The organism is Paenibacillus sp. NPDC057967, assembly GCF_042887015.1.
In the GTDB taxonomy this organism is placed as follows: Bacteria; Bacillota; Bacilli; order Paenibacillales; family Paenibacillaceae; genus Pristimantibacillus.
The window spans coordinates 311,737-331,727 of sequence record NZ_JBHVQB010000004.1 but is presented as its reverse complement, the minus strand read 5'-3'; the positions used below and the strand labels follow the sequence as shown (position 1 = coordinate 331,727).

At 51.8% G+C, this 19,991-nt stretch carries 15 protein-coding genes; 13 read left to right on the top strand and 2 right to left on the bottom strand.

Annotated features, from left to right (window positions below; translation table 11 throughout):
• Positions 1-97: 97 nt before the first annotated feature.
• Complete coding sequence (locus ACFVSO_RS11925) at positions 98-574, bottom strand: hypothetical protein (protein WP_387473578.1); 477 nt, start codon at positions 572-574, stop codon at positions 98-100.
• A gap of 125 nt (positions 575-699) precedes the next feature.
• On the opposite strand from ACFVSO_RS11925, the gene ACFVSO_RS11920 reads away from it, so the two are divergent.
• Entirely contained in the window at positions 700-1,503 is an 804-nt protein-coding gene (locus ACFVSO_RS11920) for a carbon-nitrogen family hydrolase (protein ID WP_387473576.1), read from the top strand.
• A 493-nt stretch (positions 1,504-1,996) separates the two neighbouring features.
• Here ACFVSO_RS11920 and ACFVSO_RS11915 read toward each other — a convergent pair whose 3' ends face one another.
• Positions 1,997-2,890, bottom strand: coding sequence for a LysR family transcriptional regulator (locus ACFVSO_RS11915; protein ID WP_387473574.1), 894 nt, complete (start codon positions 2,888-2,890; stop codon positions 1,997-1,999).
• Positions 2,891-3,069: 179 nt separating this feature from the next.
• Here ACFVSO_RS11915 and leuC point away from each other — a divergent pair, with 179 nt between their 5' ends.
• The 12 genes from leuC (at position 3,070) to ACFVSO_RS11855 (ending at position 19,900) form a co-directional block, all read left to right on the top strand.
• On the top strand, positions 3,070-4,485 hold the full coding sequence (gene leuC / locus ACFVSO_RS11910; protein WP_387473572.1) for a 3-isopropylmalate dehydratase large subunit: 1,416 nt from the start codon (positions 3,070-3,072) through the stop codon (positions 4,483-4,485).
• Positions 4,486-4,516: 31 nt separating this feature from the next.
• Positions 4,517-5,116 (top strand): 3-isopropylmalate dehydratase small subunit, encoded by a 600-nt coding sequence (gene leuD / locus ACFVSO_RS11905; RefSeq protein WP_387473570.1) that lies wholly within the window; start codon positions 4,517-4,519, stop codon positions 5,114-5,116.
• 154 nt (positions 5,117-5,270) lie between these two features.
• Positions 5,271-6,692 (top strand): N-acetylmuramoyl-L-alanine amidase, encoded by a 1,422-nt coding sequence (locus ACFVSO_RS11900; protein ID WP_387473568.1) that lies wholly within the window; start codon positions 5,271-5,273, stop codon positions 6,690-6,692.
• Positions 6,693-6,711: 19 nt separating this feature from the next.
• Complete coding sequence (locus tag ACFVSO_RS11895; protein WP_387473565.1) at positions 6,712-7,311, top strand: GerMN domain-containing protein; 600 nt, start codon at positions 6,712-6,714, stop codon at positions 7,309-7,311.
• A 48-nt stretch (positions 7,312-7,359) separates the two neighbouring features.
• Positions 7,360-9,456, top strand: coding sequence for an S-layer homology domain-containing protein (locus tag ACFVSO_RS11890; protein WP_387473562.1), 2,097 nt, complete (start codon positions 7,360-7,362; stop codon positions 9,454-9,456).
• Between the two features lie 162 nt (positions 9,457-9,618).
• On the top strand, positions 9,619-10,299 hold the full coding sequence (nth, locus tag ACFVSO_RS11885) for an endonuclease III (RefSeq protein ID WP_387473560.1): 681 nt from the start codon (positions 9,619-9,621) through the stop codon (positions 10,297-10,299).
• Between the two features lie 20 nt (positions 10,300-10,319).
• The gene (locus ACFVSO_RS11880; RefSeq protein ID WP_387473557.1) at positions 10,320-10,592 is read left to right on the top strand and encodes an NAD/NADP transhydrogenase alpha subunit; all 273 of its coding nucleotides are present in this window, start codon (positions 10,320-10,322) and stop codon (positions 10,590-10,592) included.
• Between the two features lie 12 nt (positions 10,593-10,604).
• Positions 10,605-14,330, top strand: coding sequence for a dynamin family protein (locus tag ACFVSO_RS11875; RefSeq protein ID WP_387473555.1), 3,726 nt, complete (start codon positions 10,605-10,607; stop codon positions 14,328-14,330).
• A 326-nt stretch (positions 14,331-14,656) separates the two neighbouring features.
• Entirely contained in the window at positions 14,657-16,453 is a 1,797-nt protein-coding gene (locus tag ACFVSO_RS11870; protein WP_387473552.1) for an ABC transporter ATP-binding protein, read from the top strand.
• A complete protein-coding gene (locus ACFVSO_RS11865; protein WP_387473549.1) occupies positions 16,450-18,273 on the top strand; it encodes an ABC transporter ATP-binding protein in 1,824 nt (607 codons plus the stop codon). Before ACFVSO_RS11870 ends, ACFVSO_RS11865 begins: the two co-directional genes overlap by 4 nt.
• 153 nt (positions 18,274-18,426) lie before the next feature.
• A complete protein-coding gene (purT, locus tag ACFVSO_RS11860; RefSeq protein WP_387473547.1) occupies positions 18,427-19,611 on the top strand; it encodes a formate-dependent phosphoribosylglycinamide formyltransferase in 1,185 nt (394 codons plus the stop codon).
• 10 nt (positions 19,612-19,621) lie between these two features.
• The gene (locus ACFVSO_RS11855) at positions 19,622-19,900 is read left to right on the top strand and encodes a YqkE family protein (protein WP_387473545.1); all 279 of its coding nucleotides are present in this window, start codon (positions 19,622-19,624) and stop codon (positions 19,898-19,900) included.
• Positions 19,901-19,991: the final 91 nt, after the last annotated feature.

Sequence of the window (19,991 nt, the reverse complement as noted above, 5' to 3'; positions counted from 1 at the left end):
ATAGCGATTTGTCAGTCGTTGCCGAGAAGACATTAGCAATAATGTAGCATGAATGAAGGGAGAATTGAAGCAGGGAGCGCAGCCGACGCCATATTTTTTATGATGCTGGCAGGCCTACTTTTTTGATAAACGGCCCGATGTCTTCTTTGAATAGAAAGAGAAAAGGCTTGCGACGCTCGTCGAAGACAAGCAGCATAGGCGCTTCATCCTTGCAATAAAACAGAAAGAGATCACTTGTGCTAATTTTGATATCGCCGGATGCGACAGTTGCAGGTTTGGCAAGAGGCACGCGATAGACATAGCTGCAATTTTGGCCTGCCGTCATTTGCGGTGCGAGTCCTGTAACCGATTCGGTCCAGGAAAGAGCCATCTTTTGAAACTTCTTATCGTTAGGTAGGGTGCTAACGACACGGCCAGCGGCAACGTCGAACACTTGGATCGGACGGAGCTCGGCTTCGGGGCTGGTTGCGATACCGGAGCTTGCAGCCGCGGAAGCAGCGGGAGCGGCAAAGGTGAGCAGAATGATGGCGGCGAGCGCCATAAGCAGCAATCGTGGATAACGAACAAGCAACATATTAGAAAAACTCCTTTGTGATGTAGTTTCTTGAATTAAGCTTCTTCGTTACGATGCCCATCTTGACAGAGAACCATGAGAAGGTATCATTAGTGAAAAAGAACATGACTGGGAGGCTTCACCTTATGACGAAGAAATTGCGGCTTGCTTTGCTGCAAATGAATATAGAAGCGGGATTTCCTGACCAAAACCTGGCTAAGCTCAAGAGCTTGCTGGAGGAAGTGGTACGTGCGGAAGTGAAGCCGGATGTTGTGATGTTTCCGGAGATGTGGAATACGGGTTATGCCTTGACGGAGATCGAACAGTTGGCGGATACGAACGGGGAGGCGACGATCGCGTTCCTGTCCGCGTTCAGCAAACAGCATGGGATCTATATCGTTGGCGGCTCTATTGCAGAAGCCAAGGCGGACGGCGTCTATAATACGATGTATGCTTTCGACAGAGAGGGCAACCAAATTGGTGATTATTCCAAAATCCATTTGTTCCGCCTGATGGAGGAAGAGAAGTACTTGCAAGCCGGGGAGAAGCCGGGGCGTCTTGTCATTGAAGGGGAACAGGCAGGCATGATGATCTGTTATGACATCCGGTTCCCGGAGCTGGCGCGCACGCTGGCGCTGGACGGAGCCAAGCTGTTGTTCGTACCAGCCGAGTGGCCGAATCCGCGTTTGCACCATTGGCGCACGCTGCTGACAGCGAGAGCGATTGAGAATCAAATGTACGTGATTGCGTGCAACCGGATGGGGACTAGCGGGGAGACGACCTTCTTCGGCCACTCGCTTGTCATCGACCCATGGGGGGAGATTATAGCAGAAGCTGGCGAGGAAGAGACGATTCTGTGGGCGGACATCGATCTGGATCTTGTGAGCGAAGTGCGCAGCCGCATTCCGGTCTTTGAAGACCGGCGGCCTCAGCTTTACTTTAAAGGTTAGATTGCGGGGGAGGGCCTGCAAGCCGAGAAACTCGGCTTAGAAGCGCACTCTCATACGTTATACATGTACAACTTAAAAATCGCATTCTATACAAGCTGATCAGCAGCTTAACAGAATGCGATTTTTTGATGGACAAATTTCGGTATTGTTCAGTTCATGGGTAGGGGTAGAACTGCTCGACAAGTCCTATATAATAAGTGTTAATTGAGTGTTTGAGTTAATTTAGGTGTTTTGAGAATAGGCCTGGTCAAGCTCATGCGATCATCAAGTTCAGCAAAGTTCCAGTCTCATCAAGATGATGTGTTTATTAATGTATAATGGGCGCTTATCCAAGCATTTTCTGTCCTTTTTACTTCGAAGATACTGATCCGCTCACACATATACTAACTAACCTTAATCGAAAATGCGCCGCTCACCACTCAAATGAACTGACTTAAGCTAAACACCGTCACACTCATAAGAATCGTAACACAACCTACTGCAACGACCATCGCTACCCTTGATAGACGCTAATCGTTTCGTTCAGAGTGGAGATAAACGCTTGGGCGGCTTTGGACAAGTAGCGGCCTTTGCGGCTGGCGACGACAAGCGTGCGGGTAGGGCGGGATTGCAGCTTCAAATATACCGGGGCAAAGTCTCCGCCCGTTCTGGTCAGCATGCGAGGAACAAAGGCAATACCCATGCCGCCAGCCACTAGCGACTGTACCGTTTCGATATTGCTGCTTTCGAATACGATTTGGGGCGTGAATCCGACCGCCTCGCACAGCTCGACTGTAATTTGGCGGAAGCCTTGACCGCGCTTCAGCCCGATGAATGGCTCCGCGCTCAGCTCGCTGATCTCGATCGGCTCTTGCCGGGATGCAAGCCTATGCTGCGGGGGCACGGCGAGCCATATCTCTTCCTCCAGATAGGGCTCATAGGATAATGAGCTGTCAATGAGAGGCAAGGACAGTAAGCTCAGGTCGGTGCCGCCGCTGGCGGTCAACTGCTCCAGCTTGGCTGTTGTTTCTTCAACCAGCACAACCTCAATCTGAGGATATTGCGCGCCGAAGGCAGGAAGTACAAGCGGCAGGACGTGTGAACCTGTAATGGGAAGAGTGCCAACCACAAGGCGCCCTCTGCGCATTTGCGCCATATCGTCCATTTCCTGCTTCAACTGCTCGACCGTATCCAGAATCGTCTGCGACTTCTCCACGAATACCTTGCCTGCCTGAGTGAGCTCAACTGAGTTGGTGGTTCGCCGGAACAATAATACCCCGAGCTCCTGCTCCAGCTTGGACAACTGCTGGCTTAGCGAAGGCTGGGCAATATGCAGCTTGTCCGCGGCTCGGGAAAAGTTTTTTTCATTGGCGATCTGGATGACGTAATTTAATTGACGCAGTTCCATCCGGCTAAACCTCCCTTTAAATTCGATCTATACAAATAAGATAACGCGAGTTATAGTTAATAACTATAGTCCTTATAGATATTATATCTTAGATCAATGAAGAAAGACATGGTATGATGGCAGTAATTAATAAAGCAGATTATTGCAGCAAGCAATAATGAATTCATGGGGTGAGCATAATGGCGAAAAAGACAATGTTTGAGAAAATTTGGGACAATCACGTCATTCATCAAGAAGAAGGCAAACCAAGCGTTATTTACATCGATTTGCAGCTTGTTCATGAAGTAACGTCTCCGCAAGCGTTCGAAGGCTTGCGCCTGTCGGGCCGCAAGGTTCGCCGTCCGGACCTGACGTTTGCAACAATGGACCACAACGTACCGACGAAGGATCGCTTCAACATCTCCGATCCGATCTCCAAGCAGCAAGTGGATACGCTGACTCAGAACTGTAAGGATTTCGGCGTTAAGCTGTTCGACCTGGACAGTGTGGACCAAGGCGTCGTTCACGTTATGGGACCTGAGCTTGGCCTGACACATCCGGGCAAAACAATCGTTTGCGGTGACAGCCATACTTCCACGCACGGTGCGTTCGGCGCGCTGGCATTCGGTATCGGCACATCTGAGGTTGAGCATGTAATGGCGACTCAATGTCTGCAGCAATCCAAAGCCAAAACGATGGAAGTTCGCTTCATCGGCAACCGCAAACCGGGCGTAACGGCAAAGGACATGATCCTCGGCGTTATCGCGAAGTACGGCACAGACTTCGCAACTGGCTATGTTATTGAATATACAGGCGAGTCGATTCGTTCCCTGACGATGGAAGAGCGTATGACGGTCTGCAATATGTCCATCGAAGGCGGCGCTCGCGCCGGCTTGATCGCACCAGACGAGACAACGTTCAACTACCTTCGCGGCCGCGAGTATGCACCTGCTAACTTCGATGAAGCGGTAGCGGCATGGTCGCAGCTTACAACGGACGAGGGCGCAGCTTACGATACAGTAGTAGATTTCGATGTAGATTCCCTGATTCCGCAAGTAACCTGGGGAACTAGCCCGGGCATGGGGACGGACATTACGTCCAAAGTACCTTTCCCTGCTGATCTTCCGACGGAGAACGAGCGCAAAGCAGCTGAGAAAGCATTGGAATACATGGATCTGAAGCCAGGTACGCCAATGTCCGAAATTGAGATTGATTATGTATTTATCGGCTCCTGCACGAACGGCCGTATCGAGGATCTTCGCGCTGCTGCCGAGATCGCTAGAGGCTACAAAGTCAGCGACCGCGTAACGGCGATTGTCGTTCCAGGCTCCGGCCGCGTTAAGATTCAAGCGGAGAAGGAAGGACTGGATAAAGTCTTCACAGAAGCAGGCTTTGAATGGCGCGATGCCGGCTGCTCCATGTGTCTTGCGATGAACCCGGACGTTCTGAAGCCAGGCGAGCGCTGCGCATCGACTTCCAACCGTAACTTCGAGGGCCGTCAAGGCCGCGGGGGCAGAACGCATCTCGTATCGCCTGCAATGGCAGTAGCTGCAGCGGTCAATGGCCGTTTCACTGACGTTCGCGATTGGGAAATCAAGACGGAAGTGCTGAACTAAGCGCATAACGCAGGAGAGGGGATTATCATCCATGGAACCATTTAAACAATTAACAGGCATCGTTGCTCCGGTTGACCGGGTCAATGTAGATACAGACGCAATTATTCCAAAACAATTTTTGAAACGCATCGAGCGCAGCGGCTTCGGCCAGTTTCTGTTCTTCGAATGGCGTTTCCACGAGAGCGGCGAAGTGAACGCCGATTTCGAACCGAACAAGCCGCGCTACCAAGGCGCTTCCGTTCTGATCTCCAGAGCGAACTTCGGCTGCGGCTCATCCCGTGAGCATGCGCCATGGGCGATTCTGGACTATGGCTTCAAGGTAGTTATCGCACCTTCTTACGCGGATATCTTCTATAATAACTGCTTCAAAAACGGCATTCTTCCGATCAAGCTGAGCGAAGAGCAAGTAGAGGATTTGTTCCAGCGCACAGCGAAGCATGAAGGCTACAAGCTGAATGTCGATCTGGAGAACAAGAAGCTGACTGACGAATACGGTCTCGACCTTTCTTTCGAGCTTGACGAGCACCGCCGCCAGTTCCTGCTGCAAGGTCTGGACGATATCGGTCTGACGCTTCAGCACGAAGACAAAATCTCAGCATACGAGCAAAAGCACGCTGCTCGCTTAGGCTAATAGACATCAGCAAAGAGGACATACCGACTGATAAGGAGGTTGTCCTCTTTTTTCCTCTATACGCAACTTTTTCTGACACTGTGCGTCTATACAGTTGTCCTTGTATGTCGAATGATCACATTCGATGAAGGAAATTCAGTCATCGAGGTGGGAAATGAAAAAGTCTGTATCCATTATGTTGTTGATGTCGTTGTTGTTCACGATGTTCGCGTCCGTCGGACATGCTGCCAGCGTGCCTCCGAAGTTGTTTCTGGAGGGCAAGCAGTTAGTGTCTGATGTGGATCCGAAGATCGAGAATGGTTCGACGCTCGTTCCGCTGGCCATTTTGTCCGAGGGGCTTGGCTATGAAGTGGAATGGGAACCCGTCATGAAGAAAGTGACCATCAAGAACGACAGCACTGTCATCGAGCTGATTATCGGCGAAGCAATGGTGAAGGTAAACGACGTCATAATGGACATAGCCGCCAAGCCGCAGCTGATGAATCAAAGGACGATGGTACCGGTGAGAGCAGTAGGCGAACTGCTTGGACTGGAATTTGAGTGGAAGGGCCCCGAGCGGGAAGTGCATATGTTCCGCATTCAGCCGGAGCAGCCTGCTGAGCCTGAACCGGCAGAGCCAGAGCAGCCATTGCCGACAGGGTACATAACAGGCGTTTCGATGGACGAACAGTCCGTCATTACGCTCATCCACACGGATGTCCAGAAGCCAGGTAAACCTCTTGTGCTAGACAACCCTAAGCGTCTTGCTTTTGATTTCAAAAACACGACGTTTGAGCCTTATTTCAATGGGGAGACAAGAGTGGAAGTGGCTGATAACCCATTGCTCACGGGTTACAAGTACGCTCAATTCCAGTTGAACCCGCTTACAGCGAGATTGGTCATCAACATTGGCGATGACACGGGATACGTGGTGACGGAGTCGGAGAACGCGATACATATTGCGCTGATGCCAACTGCAGATATTCCGAAGGAGCCAGAAACGCCGGTTGAACCTGAAACGCCGGTGACAACGCCGCCGGATGACAACAATGGCGCGCAATTCACCGTTGTGCTCGATGCAGGTCACGGCGCTAAGGACCCGGGCGCATACAGCAAGTCCATGACTCGCTGGGAGAAGGAATTCAACCTGAGTGCTGCGCTGAAGCTGAAGGCCGAACTGGAGAAGGACAAGCGTATCCATGTGTTGATGACTCGTTCAGACGATACGTTTATTGAGCTGGCCGACCGCATCAAGTTTGCGCAGGATCATAAGGCCGATCTGTTTATCTCCATTCATGCCAACAGCTATGACAAAACAAGCGTAAACGGCTCGGAGACTTACTATTATCGCGAAAACAGCAAGGCGTTAGCGGATTTTCTACATCCATATGTACTTGCCGGAACCGGGTTGAATAACCGAGGTGTGAAGAAAGCGGCATTCAAGGTCATCAAGGAGACGACGATGCCAGCCGTTCTGATCGAAGCCGGATATCTATCCAATGATGGCGATGCGAAAGCCCTATTTACAGATTCCGTTCAGAACAAGTTCGGAGCAGAAGTAGCTAAGGGAATTAAAGCATATTTGAAATTGAAATAGAGAGCGGAGGTTCTGGCTGATGCATAAAACCGGACAAGCCTTTCGAGTGTTGATCGCTTCATTTGTTGTTATAGCCGCGCTTTCGGGTTGCGGTGCTCAAGAGAAGACTAACGTGGACACGCAAGGCGGCGTCTGGGCATCCCCTACAGCTAATGAATCGAACGGCGGGCAGGATAACGAACCGGAGGAAAGCGCGAATGAGCCGTCTCCGGTTCCTTCCAGCGCACCTGCGGATCAGATGGAAATTACAATCTACGCGACAGACGCCGAGCTGGAGAAAACGTTGGAGAGAAAAGTCACGATTCCGAATGCAGATGAGGCCGATATGGTGAAAGCCGCACTGGCTGAACTGCAAAAGGATGCCGGCGACGGCAGCGTCTCTCTATGGAAGGACGTACATATTTTGGCCGTCACTCTCAATGACGGCATCGTAACGGTGGACATCCACATTCCGGACGAAGCCCGTCTAGGCGCGCCCGGCGAGCTTCAGATGGTCGAGACACTCAAGAGCACGCTGTTCCAATTCTCATTCGTGGAAGGCATCGACATCCTTGTCGTAGGGGAAGCGGTTGAGAGCATGATGGGCCACGTCGATCTGGATCATCCAATCGTTCGATAAGAGCTCTATCACTTACATTATTCGAAATCGACAAAGGAGACGACCTGGATGCCAATCGAATTATGCTGGAAAAAAATACTTACGGGAGCGCTTGCTGTTACACTTGTAACGGGAAGCGGTTCTGCCGTTTTATCAACACCTATCGCTGTACATGCCGCTGCGGTTACAGCTTCAACGCCGTTTCTTGATGTGAATGCGGGACACTGGGCCGAGAAGCATATCGCCAAGCTTTATTTCCAAGGCATTATTGACGGTTATAAAAATACGGCAGATGGCACGGCGACGTTCAAGCCGGAGAAAAGCGTGTCTCAGCAGGAAGCCGTCTTGATGGCTTTGCGTTTTGCCGGTTTGATTGACAAAGCACCGACGAACTCTATGATCATCTTCGATGAATCATTTGAAGTAAGTGAATTTTTCAAAACCTACATCGAGCTTGCCTTCAAGGAAGGGTTGCTTGACCGTGAAGAAGAGTACGCGCTAGCCAAAGCGGATACCGAAAACGCTTGGGGCTCCAAGCCTGCGAGCCGTGAATGGGTTACGAAATTGATTGTGAAAGCGATTGGACAGCAAGCAGTAGCGAGCCAACTGCAAAATGCGTCGTCGCCTTTCCAAGATGCCTCATCTATTAGTACCCGCTATAAAGGATTTGTAAACGCAGCATTCCAGCTTGGCCTGGTCAAAGGGATGACGGAGACTACGTTCGAGCCTGCCAAGACGATTACGCGCGCTAGTTTGGCTACTCTGTTCAGCAGAGCACAGTCCAGCTATCCGGTCGACTATGAAGGCCAGTTGTCGGGCGTTGTATCCGATCTGACCAGCACGGGACTGACCTTGTACCAAGATGGGAAAGAGACGAGTTATACACTTGATTCCAGTACGGTATATTTCCATTTCAACTCCGAGAAGCCGATTACGAAGGACCAGCTGCTTGAATATGGCGACGTAACGGTTATCGGGAAAGATGGAAAAGCGCTGTACGTTGAGGTGGAGAGCGATACCCAGCATACAAAGACGCTATCGGGAACGTTCGACCGCTACAATGCGACGGACAAAACATTCTATGTATGGATCGACAATAAAGCGCAGTTGTTCACCTATGACGAATCATTGGCCGTGGAAGATGCCGACGGCAAGTCCGTAGCGATCGATACCATTAGGCGCGATGCGAAAGTGACCATTGTACAGGACAGCTTCCGCAAAGATCCGCGTACTCTGAAGCTGACAACCGCTGTAGCGCCTAACACAACAACGATCAGCGGCTTGGTGCAAAATCTGGACAAAGAGTCGATTACGATATTGCAAGACGGCAAAAACCTGGTGTCCAAGTTCCTCGATAAGAGTGTTACGGTTCAAATTGAAGGATTGCCGAACACATCGATCAGCGATTTGATCGCGAAGGTGGACGTCGTGGAGTTGTCTATCAATGCGAATGAGCAGGTTGTCGCTATTAAAGTGCAGAATCGTCAAATGAATAAAATTACTGCGGCACAAATTGTGAACAGCGCCCAGGATGATAAACTATTAACGATTGTAGATTCCAACGGCAAAAACGCGCAGGCGCTGTATATTACGGACGCAACTAAATTCGTTTATCGCGGCGAGACCATGAAGCGCGAAGACGGAATGAAATTAATGAATCAATTCAAGAACATTATTGTCAGTTACTCGCATAATAACATTATCATTCTGGAGTTCGTGGACAAGTATGTAGGTGAACTTGTTACTTTGAACGAGACGGACCAGCAGGTAACAATCAAGATTGCGAATGGTGAATTGATTACGATTCCTTATAACAAATCTAATGTTGATCTGAAAGACAAGCCATCAGCTAATCTGAGCGACCTGACAAAGGGTGCGACGATTACACTTGATCTGGAGTATGACCAATTCTTGATTTACCAAATTAAGATCCATCAAAATATCCAGTACGAGATCGTATCCGTAGATTCGGTGAACAAGAAGCTGAGAGTCAAAACCGGAACACAAGCGGCGTTCGACCTCTCAACAGCAAGCATTGATATCTACAAAGCCGACGGTACAAAAGGCGCTTTCAGCCAATTCAAGGCTGGCGAAAAAATCAATGCGACGTATGTTGGCTCGACGCTGGAGAAATTGCAAAGCGTCACAACAACTTCCAACGGATAGGGAAAATGCCGTTTAAGCCATCATTCCTATAAAAGCAGGAACGTTTTGTGAAAAAAACTGCCCTTATGGGCAGTTTTTTTATGGAATTATGCGGATTTATGGTTGCGTACCGTGTCAAATTTCGCTACACTTTGAACGATAGTGCTAAACTGGAGGGGAATCATGAGTGCAAAGCAGAAGATGCGTCATATATTGGATACCATAGCAGAGATGTTCCCGGACGCGCATTGCGAGCTTATTCATGACAATCCGTTTGAGCTGACTATCGCAGTATTGCTCTCGGCTCAATGCACAGATGAGACCGTCAACAAGGTTACGGCAGGTTTGTTCCAGAAGTACAAGACGCCCGAGGATTACTTGAGCGTGCCTCTGGAGGAGCTGGAAGGTGATATTCGCCGAATCGGGTTGTTCCGAAGCAAGGCTTCCAATATACAGAAGTTGTGCCGCATTTTGATCGATAAATATGAGGGTGAGGTTCCAGCCAGCCACGAAGGATTGATCGAGCTTCCCGGCGTCGGGCGCAAGACGGCTAACGTCGTCATGTCCAATGCTTTTGGCGTACCAGCCATTGCGGTTGATACGCATGTCGAGCGAGTGTCGAAGCGACTTGGCGCAGCCAAGCCCGATGATACAGTGCTTGTCGTCGAGCAGAAGCTGATGAAGCTGGTTCCGAAAGAGGAATGGACACTAACTCACCACCGACTCATTTTTTTCGGACGATATCACTGCAAGGCGCAAAATCCGCAATGTCCTGTATGTCCCTTGCTGGATATATGCAAAGAAGGAAAAGCGCGTATGAAGCCAGCGGTTAAGACCAAAAATAAAGGTAAAAAACTAAATTAGCCAATGAAGGATGATGAATCATGAAATGCATTTCCGTGTACACGAACAACTTTGAGCTTTTTTCCGATATTTACGAGCAAGTGCTTGAATCCCCGCCGCAAGAAAATGAAGATATCGTAATCGATGGCATAACGGTAAGCGGCTCGGGCGATGTGCCTGATCAATATATCGACCGTATGCGCACGAAGCCTGAGGTTGTCGTCATGAGGGAGAAGGAACGCAACATTATGATTCTTCAGCATGGCAATGTATTCGAAATTTGCCTGCCGACTGACGAAGAGGAAGCCGTCTAGGATTTCTGGGAGATGACAACAATGACGGTACAAGGCATAGCGGAAGCACTTCGGACCGCAAGCGCCGCAATGACCGAGGCAGGAGACCCTATACGCGCGCGGCAGGCGCGTGAGCTAACTAGTAAGCTGACCGAAGGTCGGCTTACTGTTGCGTTATGCGGACATTTCTCGGCAGGCAAATCTACGCTGGTCAATCGGCTTTGCGGAGCTCAGCTGCTCCCGTCCAGTCCGATTCCGACCAGCGCTAACGTCGTATCTATTAGAGGCGGCGAGCGGGCTTATGCGGAAGTAGAGAAAGTAACGGAGGACGGCACAACGATTCAAGCGGAAGTGCCGATCGGCGAGCTAGATCAATATTGTGTAGACGGCGAGCAATATACGTCCGTGTCGATTGTTTATCCAAGTGAATTGCTGGGCAATGAAACGGTCCTGCTTGATACGCCTGGCATCGACTCGACGGACGATGCGCACCGGATGTCCACGGAATCGGCGCTGCATTTGGCGGATGTCGTGTTTTATGTGATGGATTACAATCATGTCCAATCGGAAATTAACTTTGCGTTCGCCAAGGAATTGAAGGATTGGGGCAAGCCCTTATATTTTATTGTCAATCAAATCGATAAGCATCGTGACAGGGAGCTTAGTTTCTCCGATTATCGCAATAGCGTAGAAGAAGCATTCCAGGCATGGCATTTGGAGCCTGCCGGTATTGTCTATTTATCGCTTAGAAAACCGGAGCATCCCCATCATGAATGGCATAAGCTGACCGGTCTGATCAGCAAGCTGGCTGAGCAGCGCGAGGAGCTTTGCGCGTATAGTGTGGACGCTTCGCTCAGACATCTGACGGAGACTCACCTGAAGTGGCTTGAAGAGCGTCAGGAGCCGGAGCGCGAGCGTCTAATCGCGGAAGCCGGAGGCGAAGAAGCGATGGCAGCCGTGTCTGGTGAGCTGCAGGAGCTTCGTGCGCGGATTGACAACCTTGCCGCCCAGCAAGAAGTGTATCGAACGAAGCTGCGTCAGGAGCTTCAATCGCTGCTGGATAACGCGAATATTACGCCGGCGCCTCTGCGTGACTTGGCCCATGCCTTTCTGGAGAGCCGCAAGCCGGGCTTTAAGACCGGGCTTTTATTCGCGGGCGCAAAGACGGCCGCTGAGCAGGAGAGAAGGCTGGAAGCCTTCCAGGCGGAGCTGTCCAGTCTGGTAAGCGCATCGATCGAGTGGCATGTCAAGCAACTGCTGCGCAAAGCAGCAGAGGCGGCGAGCTATAGCCTGGAGAAGCTGGAGGGAACTCTGGCTTCGGAGCTTTCTTGGGCACCGGACGGTAATTGGCTGATCGGCAGAGTGAAGGCTGGAGCCGTCATGGGCAACGAATATACGATGACGTTCAGCAAGGAGCTGGCCGCAGACATTAAGAGCGTCTATCGCCAGCGTGCGCTTGACGTCATTGACGAGATTGCGGTCAGCGCATCTGCGGCAAGCGAAGCTGAGCGTGCAGAGGCAGGGCAGAGGCTGGCAGAGGTTCAAAGCCAGGCTAATGCGATTCACGAGCTGGAGAGCATAGCAGCGAAGCTGGAGCAGGATGCAGCCGAGATGCGGCGGATGCTGCCAGCGCCGATTGCGGCGCCTGTGCTGCCTAAGCCTGCTGAGACTGTGTCATCCTCAGCAACGGAACGCAGCGATGCATCTGCCCAGCTTGACGGCTCCGCTGCTGTAAAGGAAGAGCAAGTGGGGGCAACGCCTGTTGTCTCGCATCCTGACCGTCCTGATAACCAAGTGGCAGCTACATTGGAGGCAGGGGTGCATCGCAGCACTCAGGCTGCTTCGGGATTGAATAATGAAGCTGTTCGCTCCAAACAGGGCGAAGCTGCGGGCAAGCTCATTCAGGCGGCTGAGCTGATTTCTTCGCAAGCGGCGCTTCGCTCGGCTGCTCTTGCGATGCGTGAGAAGGCTGAGCGCCTCCAGAGCAGCCGGTTTACGGTTGCGTTGTTCGGCGCATTCAGCGCTGGCAAGTCATCGCTCGCAAATGCACTCATCGGCGACGCTGTATTGCCCGTGTCTCCGAATCCGACGACAGCGGCGATTAATCGTCTTATGCCCCCTACACCGGAATACGGGCATGGCGAAGCGCGTGTCGTGATGAAGAGCAGGGAGGTTGTACTAGCCGACTTGCGCTACTCTCTTGCGCTGCTCGGCGAGCAAGCATCCGAAGCCCATATGCCGGATGCGGCCTCAATCCTGAAGGCGATCGACAAGCTGACGCCGCAATCCATCGGCGCAGGCGGACGGCCTCATTACAGCTTCCTGCGCGCAGCGCGTCAAGGCTGGGAGCGGCATGAGCCGCTGCTTGGCAAGGAGCTGAAGACCGATCGGGCGGATTATGCCAAGTACGTGGCGGAAGAATCCCGTTCTTGCTTCGTTAGCGAGATTGATTTTCACTATGAATGCGCGTTAACAGCCGAAGGCATTGTACTGGTGGATACGCCTGGAGCAGATTCTGTCAATGCGCGCCATACAGGCGTAGCGTTCAATTATATTAAAAACGCGGATGCGGTTCTGTTCGTAACCTATTACAATCATGCATTCTCGCAAGCGGACCGCCAATTCCTCGACCAGTTGGGCCGAGTGAAGGACCAGTTCGAGCTGGATAAAATGTTTTTTGTCGTCAATGCGGCGGATTTGGCTGCAGACGAAGAGGAACTGCAGGGTGTACTTGCGCATGTAGAGTCCAACCTGCTGCAGCATGCGATCCGTTCGCCAAGATTGTTCCCGGTATCCAGTATCGAAGCGCTTGACGGCAAGATGGACGCCGATCATCAGCTGCTGGAGCGGTCTCGTATGCCGCAATTGGAATCGGCTTTCCTTTCCTTTATTACTAATGATTTAGGACGGCTCGCCGTAGAATCCGCTTATCAGGAGCTGGCTCGTACGATAGGGACAGTGAGCGGCTGGGTGCGCGGAGCCGAAGGCGACGCTTCGCAGCGTGAAGCGCAGCTGCGTCAATTATTTGATGCGGCAGGGCAGTCGGCGGCACTTGTGGATACGATGGCCGCCAGTCTTATTCCGCATGGACTGAAGCAGGAAATCAACGAACTTCTCTATTACGTCATTCAGAGACTGCAATACCGATTCGGCGATTTCTATCATCTGGCCTTCAATCCGGCCTCACTGCAGGACGATGGCCGCGATTTGCGCCGGATGGTATGGACATCATGGCTGGAGCTGCAAAGACTGATGCAGCGTGAGTTGTCGCAGGAGCTTCTGGCGACCACGCTTCGTATGGAGCGGGCGCTGCATACCAACCTCAAGAAGCAATACGATCGTTGCAGTGAAGAATTGACGGAGCTGCTTGCAGACTATTTGCCAGCACCTTATCCGGCTGAGAGCGTGCAAGCTCCCGAGCAAGCGAAGGATTGGGAAGCGGAGGGCATGGACGCAAAATGGCTGTGGAGCCGCTTCAAGTCACCTCGCCAGTTCTTTGAGGGAGAAGGCAAAACGCAGCTGCGCAAGGAGCTGGAGACACGCATCGCACCAGAGCTTCAGCGCTGGATGGAAGTTGTCATTGCCGATTGGACCGTTCATTATGAGCGCGTCTGGCAAAGCGCTGCCGGCCAGGCTAGCGGCTTCTTGAAGCAGGATGTGACTGCCTTTGCCGATGGCAAGCGCGCAACGCTAACCGACAGCGGGCAGCTGGAAGAGTTGAAGAAGCTTCAGGCGAAGCTTGCAGCAATCCAAGGCTAACCGAGGGACTGCTGTTGTCTCATCCGATTTATGGAATGCTTTCACGGAATTTCTTTTCCGGGAAAGCATTCTTTTTTTCGAGCACGCTTGGCTGAACTGGAAAAAAGTTTAGGTTGTCTTGTGTGAAAATATGCAAAAACGGAGTAATACGCACATTATGGTATCGATTCGGGACGATTTGGGAGGTTTAACCGTTTCCAATTCCGCTAGCGGGAGTTTAAGCGCTTCTACATAAAAATTCGCAAAATTATCGAATTTGCTCCTCTAAAGCGATGCTGATAAGATTCATTCATGCTTACATAACAGAGATGGGGAGTTGGGTTTCGTTGGACGTACTGAGGCAATTAAAGGCTTTTTATATGCCGGAGAGAAAGTTCTTAATTGCATCGATCTTGTTTTTGATGATCGCCACGGCGCTGGGGCTTGTCTACCCGAATCTGTTGCGTTATCTGATCGATGATGTCATTACACCGCGGAAGTTCGAGCTTGTACCGCAGCTCGCGCTCATTGTCGTGGGAGTCATTTCTTTGAAAGCGCTCAATCAGTTTCTGCATGGCTTTTTTGGCAGTAGACTGGGCAACAGAGTCGCCTTCCGCTTGCGCAACGCCTTGTATGACAAGCTTCAGACCTTATCCTATCAATATTACGACAAGGCCAAGACGGGCGATCTCATGTCGCGGCTTACAGCAGACTTGGAGGCTATCCGCAACTTTATCGGATTTGGCTTCGCCCAAATCTTGAACATGGTGCTCATGATTGCTTTCGGCGGCGCTATGATGCTGTATCTGAACTGGCAGCTGATGCTTATTACGCTGTTGCCGATTCCGATCCTCGCGATTCTGGCTCTTCGCTTCGAGAAGCTGATTCATCCGGCATTCCGTGAAATGCGCCAGGCGATGAGCAATCTGACGACGGCCGTCCAAGAGAACATTACAGGCGTTCGCACGGTGAAGTCCTTCGCCCGAGAATCGCATGAAGTATCGAAGTTCTCCGTACGCAGCGAAGCGTATCAGACGAACCAGGTAGGAGCGGCGCAAATCTGGGCGAAATTTTTCCCGGTTATGGAGCTGGTGGCCAATTTGAGCGCAGTCATTCTGCTCATTACCGGCGGGATTATGGTCATTAACGGTTCGCTGCTGCTAGGCGAATTCGTAGCCTTCTTCAGCTTGATCTGGTATATTATCGGCCCTATGTGGGGACTCGGCTTCCATATTAACAACTACACGCAGTTCAAAGCGTCGGGCGAACGCGTGCTTGGCCTCCTGAACGAGCATGTGCATGTGAAAAACGTAAAGGACGCTGTTGAGCTGGACGCACGCAACGTGAAAGGGCATGTCCGCTTTGAAAATGTGACGTTTAATTATCCCGATAAATCGGCCGCTCTGACGGCTATCGACATTGACGCTCCGGCAGGATCGGTGATTGGCCTGTTGGGCGGCACGGGATCGGGCAAATCGACGATCATTCAGCTTCTGATGCGGGCATACAACGTGAAGAATGGCCGTATCATGCTGGATGGGATGGATATCAAAAATGTGGATGTCGAGTCGCTTAGGCGGCAGATCGCGCCAGTGTTCCAGGAGACATTCCTGTTCTCGGCATCGATCCGCGACAATATTGCTTACGGTATCCGGGATGTCACCCAAGAGCAAATCGAGCATGCCGCCAAGCTGTCCAAAGCGCATGATTTCATTATGGAGCTGCCGCTTGGTTACGATACTGTCGTCGGTGAGCGGGGCATGGGCTTGTCCGGCGGACAGAAGCAGCGTATCGCCATTGCGCGCGCGCTGATCAAAAACCCGCGCATCCTGATTCTGGATGATGCGACAAGCGCGGTCGACATGGAGACGGAGCATGAGATTCAAGCGGGCTTCAAGGAGCTGATGGCTGGAAGAACTACGTTCATTATCGCTCATCGCATCTCATCCCTGCGTCACGCAGACGAGATTATTGTGCTTGATAAGGGGAATATCGTGCAGCGAGGCAAGCATGCTGAGCTAATTGCACAGAAGGGGCCTTACCGCGAGACCTATAAAATCCAATACGCGGACTATGTCAATGACGATGAAGATGAATATGCCGTGATTGATATTCAAGACCGGAGAAGGAGCAACGCAAAATGAGTGCAAAAGCATCCGCCAAAGGGCGAAGCCGCAATGAACGCTTCGTCTACCAGGACGACGAGGCGATCGAAAAGCCGTTTAACTGGGCGCAGCTGCGCCGTCTCTATACGTACATGATGCCATACAAGCGAGAACTGATGCCCGTCCTTGTCATGATGATCCTCGGCACGCTGACCAGACTTGCGATTCCGTTCCTGATGCTCTATGTCATCGACAGCATTCTGGATGCCGATAAGGGCTCTAAAAGCACCGGCATGCTGGCGGTAATCGGCGGGCTTATGCTGGCGCTCTACATTGTGCAATGGGCGTCTAACCGATACCGGATCAAGTATACAAGCATCATTGGGCAAAAAGTCATCTACGACCTGCGCAACCATCTGTTCCAGCATATCCAGAAGCTGTCGTTCCGCTTCTATGACAAGCGTCCGGCAGGCTCCGTACTCGTTCGGGTTACGAATGATGTCAACGCCTTGCAAGACTTGTTCACAAATGGTGTCGTGAATCTTCTGATGGACTGTATCCAGCTTGTGGGCATCGTCATTATATTGCTGGCGCTGAACGTCAAGCTGGGTCTGGCTGTTATGATTACCGTTCCGATTATGTTCATCGTATCGACCTCCTTGCGCAAGCGCATCCGCTTCGCCTGGCAGGATGTGCGGATGAAGCAATCGCGGATCAACGCCCATTTGAACGAAAGCATTCAAGGAATGAAGGTTACGCAAGCGTATGTGCAAGAGAAGGACAATATGGCCTTCTTCAACCATATGAACACGGACAATATTAAGTCCTGGAACAAAGCGTCCGCGCTGAACCAGGCCTTCGGCCCCGTCATTGAAGTGACGGCTGCCATCGGTACTTGTATCCTGTTCTGGTATGGCACGCATTTGATCCAGATTCAGGCGATCACGATTGGTCTGTTGTTCGCCTTCGCCAACTACATCGGCAACTTCTGGGAGCCAATCAACCGATTGGGCCAAATGTATTCCCAGCTGCTGATCGCTATGGCATCCTCCGAGCGGATTTTCGAGTTTATTGATGAAGAGACGACGGTAGCCGAGACTAAGGACGCGAAGCCGCTTCCTGCGATCAAAGGCGATGTCAAGTTCGATCAAATCATTTTCGAATACGAGAAGGACAGACCGGCGCTGAAAGGCATCAGCATCGACGTGAAGGCAGGCCAATCGATCGCCCTTGTCGGTCATACCGGCTCCGGCAAAAGTACGATTATCAACCTGCTGTGCCGCTTCTATGATCCCGTGCAAGGCCGGGTGCTTATCGACGGCACCGACATTCGCGATGTCTCGATTGAGAGTCTTCGCTCGCAGGTCGGCATCGTGCTGCAGGATACCTTTATTTTTGCGGGTACGATTCGCGACAATATCCGGTACGGCCGTTTGAATGCGACCGATGCGGAGACCGAGGATGCGGCGAAAGCCGTGCATGCCCACGACTTCATTATGTCACTGCCTGACGGGTATGAGACAGAAGTAGAGGAGCGGGGCAACGTATTGTCCATGGGACAGCGGCAGCTGCTGTCGTTCGCGCGGGCTTTGCTGGCGGACCCGCAAATTCTCATTCTTGACGAAGCGACCGCAAGCATCGATACGGAGACCGAGCTGAAAATCCAGGAAGCGCTGAAGACGCTGCTTGCAGGACGTACGTCTTTCATGATCGCTCACCGCTTGTCCACGATTCGCCATGCGGACGATATTATCGTGCTGGATCATGGTTTAATTGTAGAACAAGGCAATCATGAAGCGCTGATGGCAACAAAAGGCGTATATCATGGCTTGATTGAAGCGCAATATCGCTATTTATAGCCTCAAAAACCGAACGTTTCAGCAATTATCTGCTCCTTTATATTGATTTTTCACGAAAGAACCTCCACAATGGAAGAAAACCGTTTTTGTCTGAAGGGGATCTCGTTATTTGAGTGAAACCAGACGAAGATGTTCCAGGAGGTTCTTTCTCATATGTATGGCTCACCCTTAACATCGAACGCTCGTAAAGTGCTGTTACTAGGATCGGGAGAATTAGGCAAGGAAGTCGTTCTTGAAGCGCAGCGCCTGGGCGTAGAGACAATCGCGGTAGACCGTTATGCGAATGCGCCGGCGATGCAGGTTGCACATCGCAGCTATGTGGTCGATATGCTGGACGGTGAAGGTATTCGCCGCATTATCGAGCAGGAGAAGCCAGATTTTATTGTGCCGGAGATTGAAGCAATTGCGACCGAGACGCTGCTTGCGCTGGAGAGCGAAGGACACCGCGTCATCCCGACTGCCCGGGCTGCGCGATTGACGATGGACCGCGAGGGTATCCGCAGGCTGGCAGCCGAGACGCTGAGCCTGCCCACAGCGCCGTACCGTTTCGCCGATACGCTGGATGAGCTGAGGGCTGCTGCAGATGTGCTGGGTTATCCATGCGTCATCAAGCCGATTATGAGTTCATCGGGCAAAGGCCAAAGCGTGTGCCGTACGGAGGCTGAGCTGGAGGGCTGCTGGAATTATGCCATGGAAGGCGGCCGCGCCAAGAAGAGCCGTATTATTGTAGAAGGATTTGTGACCTTCGAATCGGAAATAACGCTGCTCACGATCCGTTCAGTGAACGGCACCAGCTACTGCGCGCCGATCGGGCATGTGCAGAAGGATGGGGACTATATCGAGTCGTGGCAGCCGCATGACATGACAGACGTGCAGATCCGCCAAGCGGAAGAGATCGCCTATCGCATTACGGAGGAGCTGGGCGGCTACGGCCTTTACGGCGTTGAGCTGTTCCTGACCAAGGACGGGGTTCTCTTCAGCGAAGTATCGCCTCGTCCGCATGATACAGGCATGGTCACGATGGCGACGCAGGATCTGTCGGAATTCGCGCTGCATATTCGTGCGATTCTGGGCTATCCGATTCCGACGATCCGGCTTCTGTCGCCGGGCGCTTCGCATACGCTCAAGGCGGACCGCGAGTCGCAATCCTTCCGCATTGGCGGGCTAGAGGATGCGCTTGCTGTACCGAATACGCAAGTCCGCTTGTTCGGCAAGCCGGAAACGAAAGTAGGCCGGCGTATGGCTGTGGCTCTCAGCACGGCCTCTGATACAGAGTCGGCACGCGCGCTTGCGCGCAGAGCGGCGGAATCACTTCATATTGAATACGATAACGAGTAGGTGAATCAGGATGGCAAAGAAAGGCAAGCAGAGGCAGCCGCAGCCGAAGCGCAGCAATGAGCAGGAGCGTACGGAAGCGGGAGGCGCTACGCTGAAGGAATTGTTGGGTGCGGATACCCTGCAAAAGCTTAAGGCGCAGGCAGACGAGCTGAAGACAGCGGAGGCCGATCGCAAGGAGAAGCAGCGCTTGCAGGAGGAAGAAGCGAAGAAGCAAGAGAAGAAGCGTCTGGAGAATGACTTCTCTTACCTACTGGAGAACAGCGACAGCAAATGGAGCAAATATAAATAAGATCAGGAGCCTTCCGCCACTGTGCGGGGGCTTTCTTTGTATCTAGGCACCAATTCCGGCAGAGGCCCATACTTTATTCTAATGAGAATTT

What these genes read in the sequence shown, in the direction of transcription:
- ACFVSO_RS11925 (WP_387473578.1), bottom strand. Translation starts at nt 574, where the DNA reads ATGTTGCTTGTTCGTTATCCACGATTGCTGCTTATGGCGCTCGCCGCC.
- ACFVSO_RS11920 (WP_387473576.1), top strand. Translation starts at nt 700, where the DNA reads ATGACGAAGAAATTGCGGCTTGCTTTGCTGCAAATGAATATAGAAGCG.
- ACFVSO_RS11915 (WP_387473574.1), bottom strand. Translation starts at nt 2,890, where the DNA reads ATGGAACTGCGTCAATTAAATTACGTCATCCAGATCGCCAATGAAAAA.
- leuC (WP_387473572.1), top strand. Translation starts at nt 3,070, where the DNA reads ATGGCGAAAAAGACAATGTTTGAGAAAATTTGGGACAATCACGTCATT.
- leuD (WP_387473570.1), top strand. Translation starts at nt 4,517, where the DNA reads ATGGAACCATTTAAACAATTAACAGGCATCGTTGCTCCGGTTGACCGG.
- ACFVSO_RS11900 (WP_387473568.1), top strand. Translation starts at nt 5,271, where the DNA reads ATGAAAAAGTCTGTATCCATTATGTTGTTGATGTCGTTGTTGTTCACG.
- ACFVSO_RS11895 (WP_387473565.1), top strand. Translation starts at nt 6,712, where the DNA reads ATGCATAAAACCGGACAAGCCTTTCGAGTGTTGATCGCTTCATTTGTT.
- ACFVSO_RS11890 (WP_387473562.1), top strand. Translation starts at nt 7,360, where the DNA reads ATGCCAATCGAATTATGCTGGAAAAAAATACTTACGGGAGCGCTTGCT.
- nth (WP_387473560.1), top strand. Translation starts at nt 9,619, where the DNA reads ATGAGTGCAAAGCAGAAGATGCGTCATATATTGGATACCATAGCAGAG.
- ACFVSO_RS11880 (WP_387473557.1), top strand. Translation starts at nt 10,320, where the DNA reads ATGAAATGCATTTCCGTGTACACGAACAACTTTGAGCTTTTTTCCGAT.
- ACFVSO_RS11875 (WP_387473555.1), top strand. Translation starts at nt 10,605, where the DNA reads ATGACAACAATGACGGTACAAGGCATAGCGGAAGCACTTCGGACCGCA.
- ACFVSO_RS11865 (WP_387473549.1), top strand. Translation starts at nt 16,450, where the DNA reads ATGAGTGCAAAAGCATCCGCCAAAGGGCGAAGCCGCAATGAACGCTTC.
- purT (WP_387473547.1), top strand. Translation starts at nt 18,427, where the DNA reads ATGTATGGCTCACCCTTAACATCGAACGCTCGTAAAGTGCTGTTACTA.
- ACFVSO_RS11855 (WP_387473545.1), top strand. Translation starts at nt 19,622, where the DNA reads ATGGCAAAGAAAGGCAAGCAGAGGCAGCCGCAGCCGAAGCGCAGCAAT.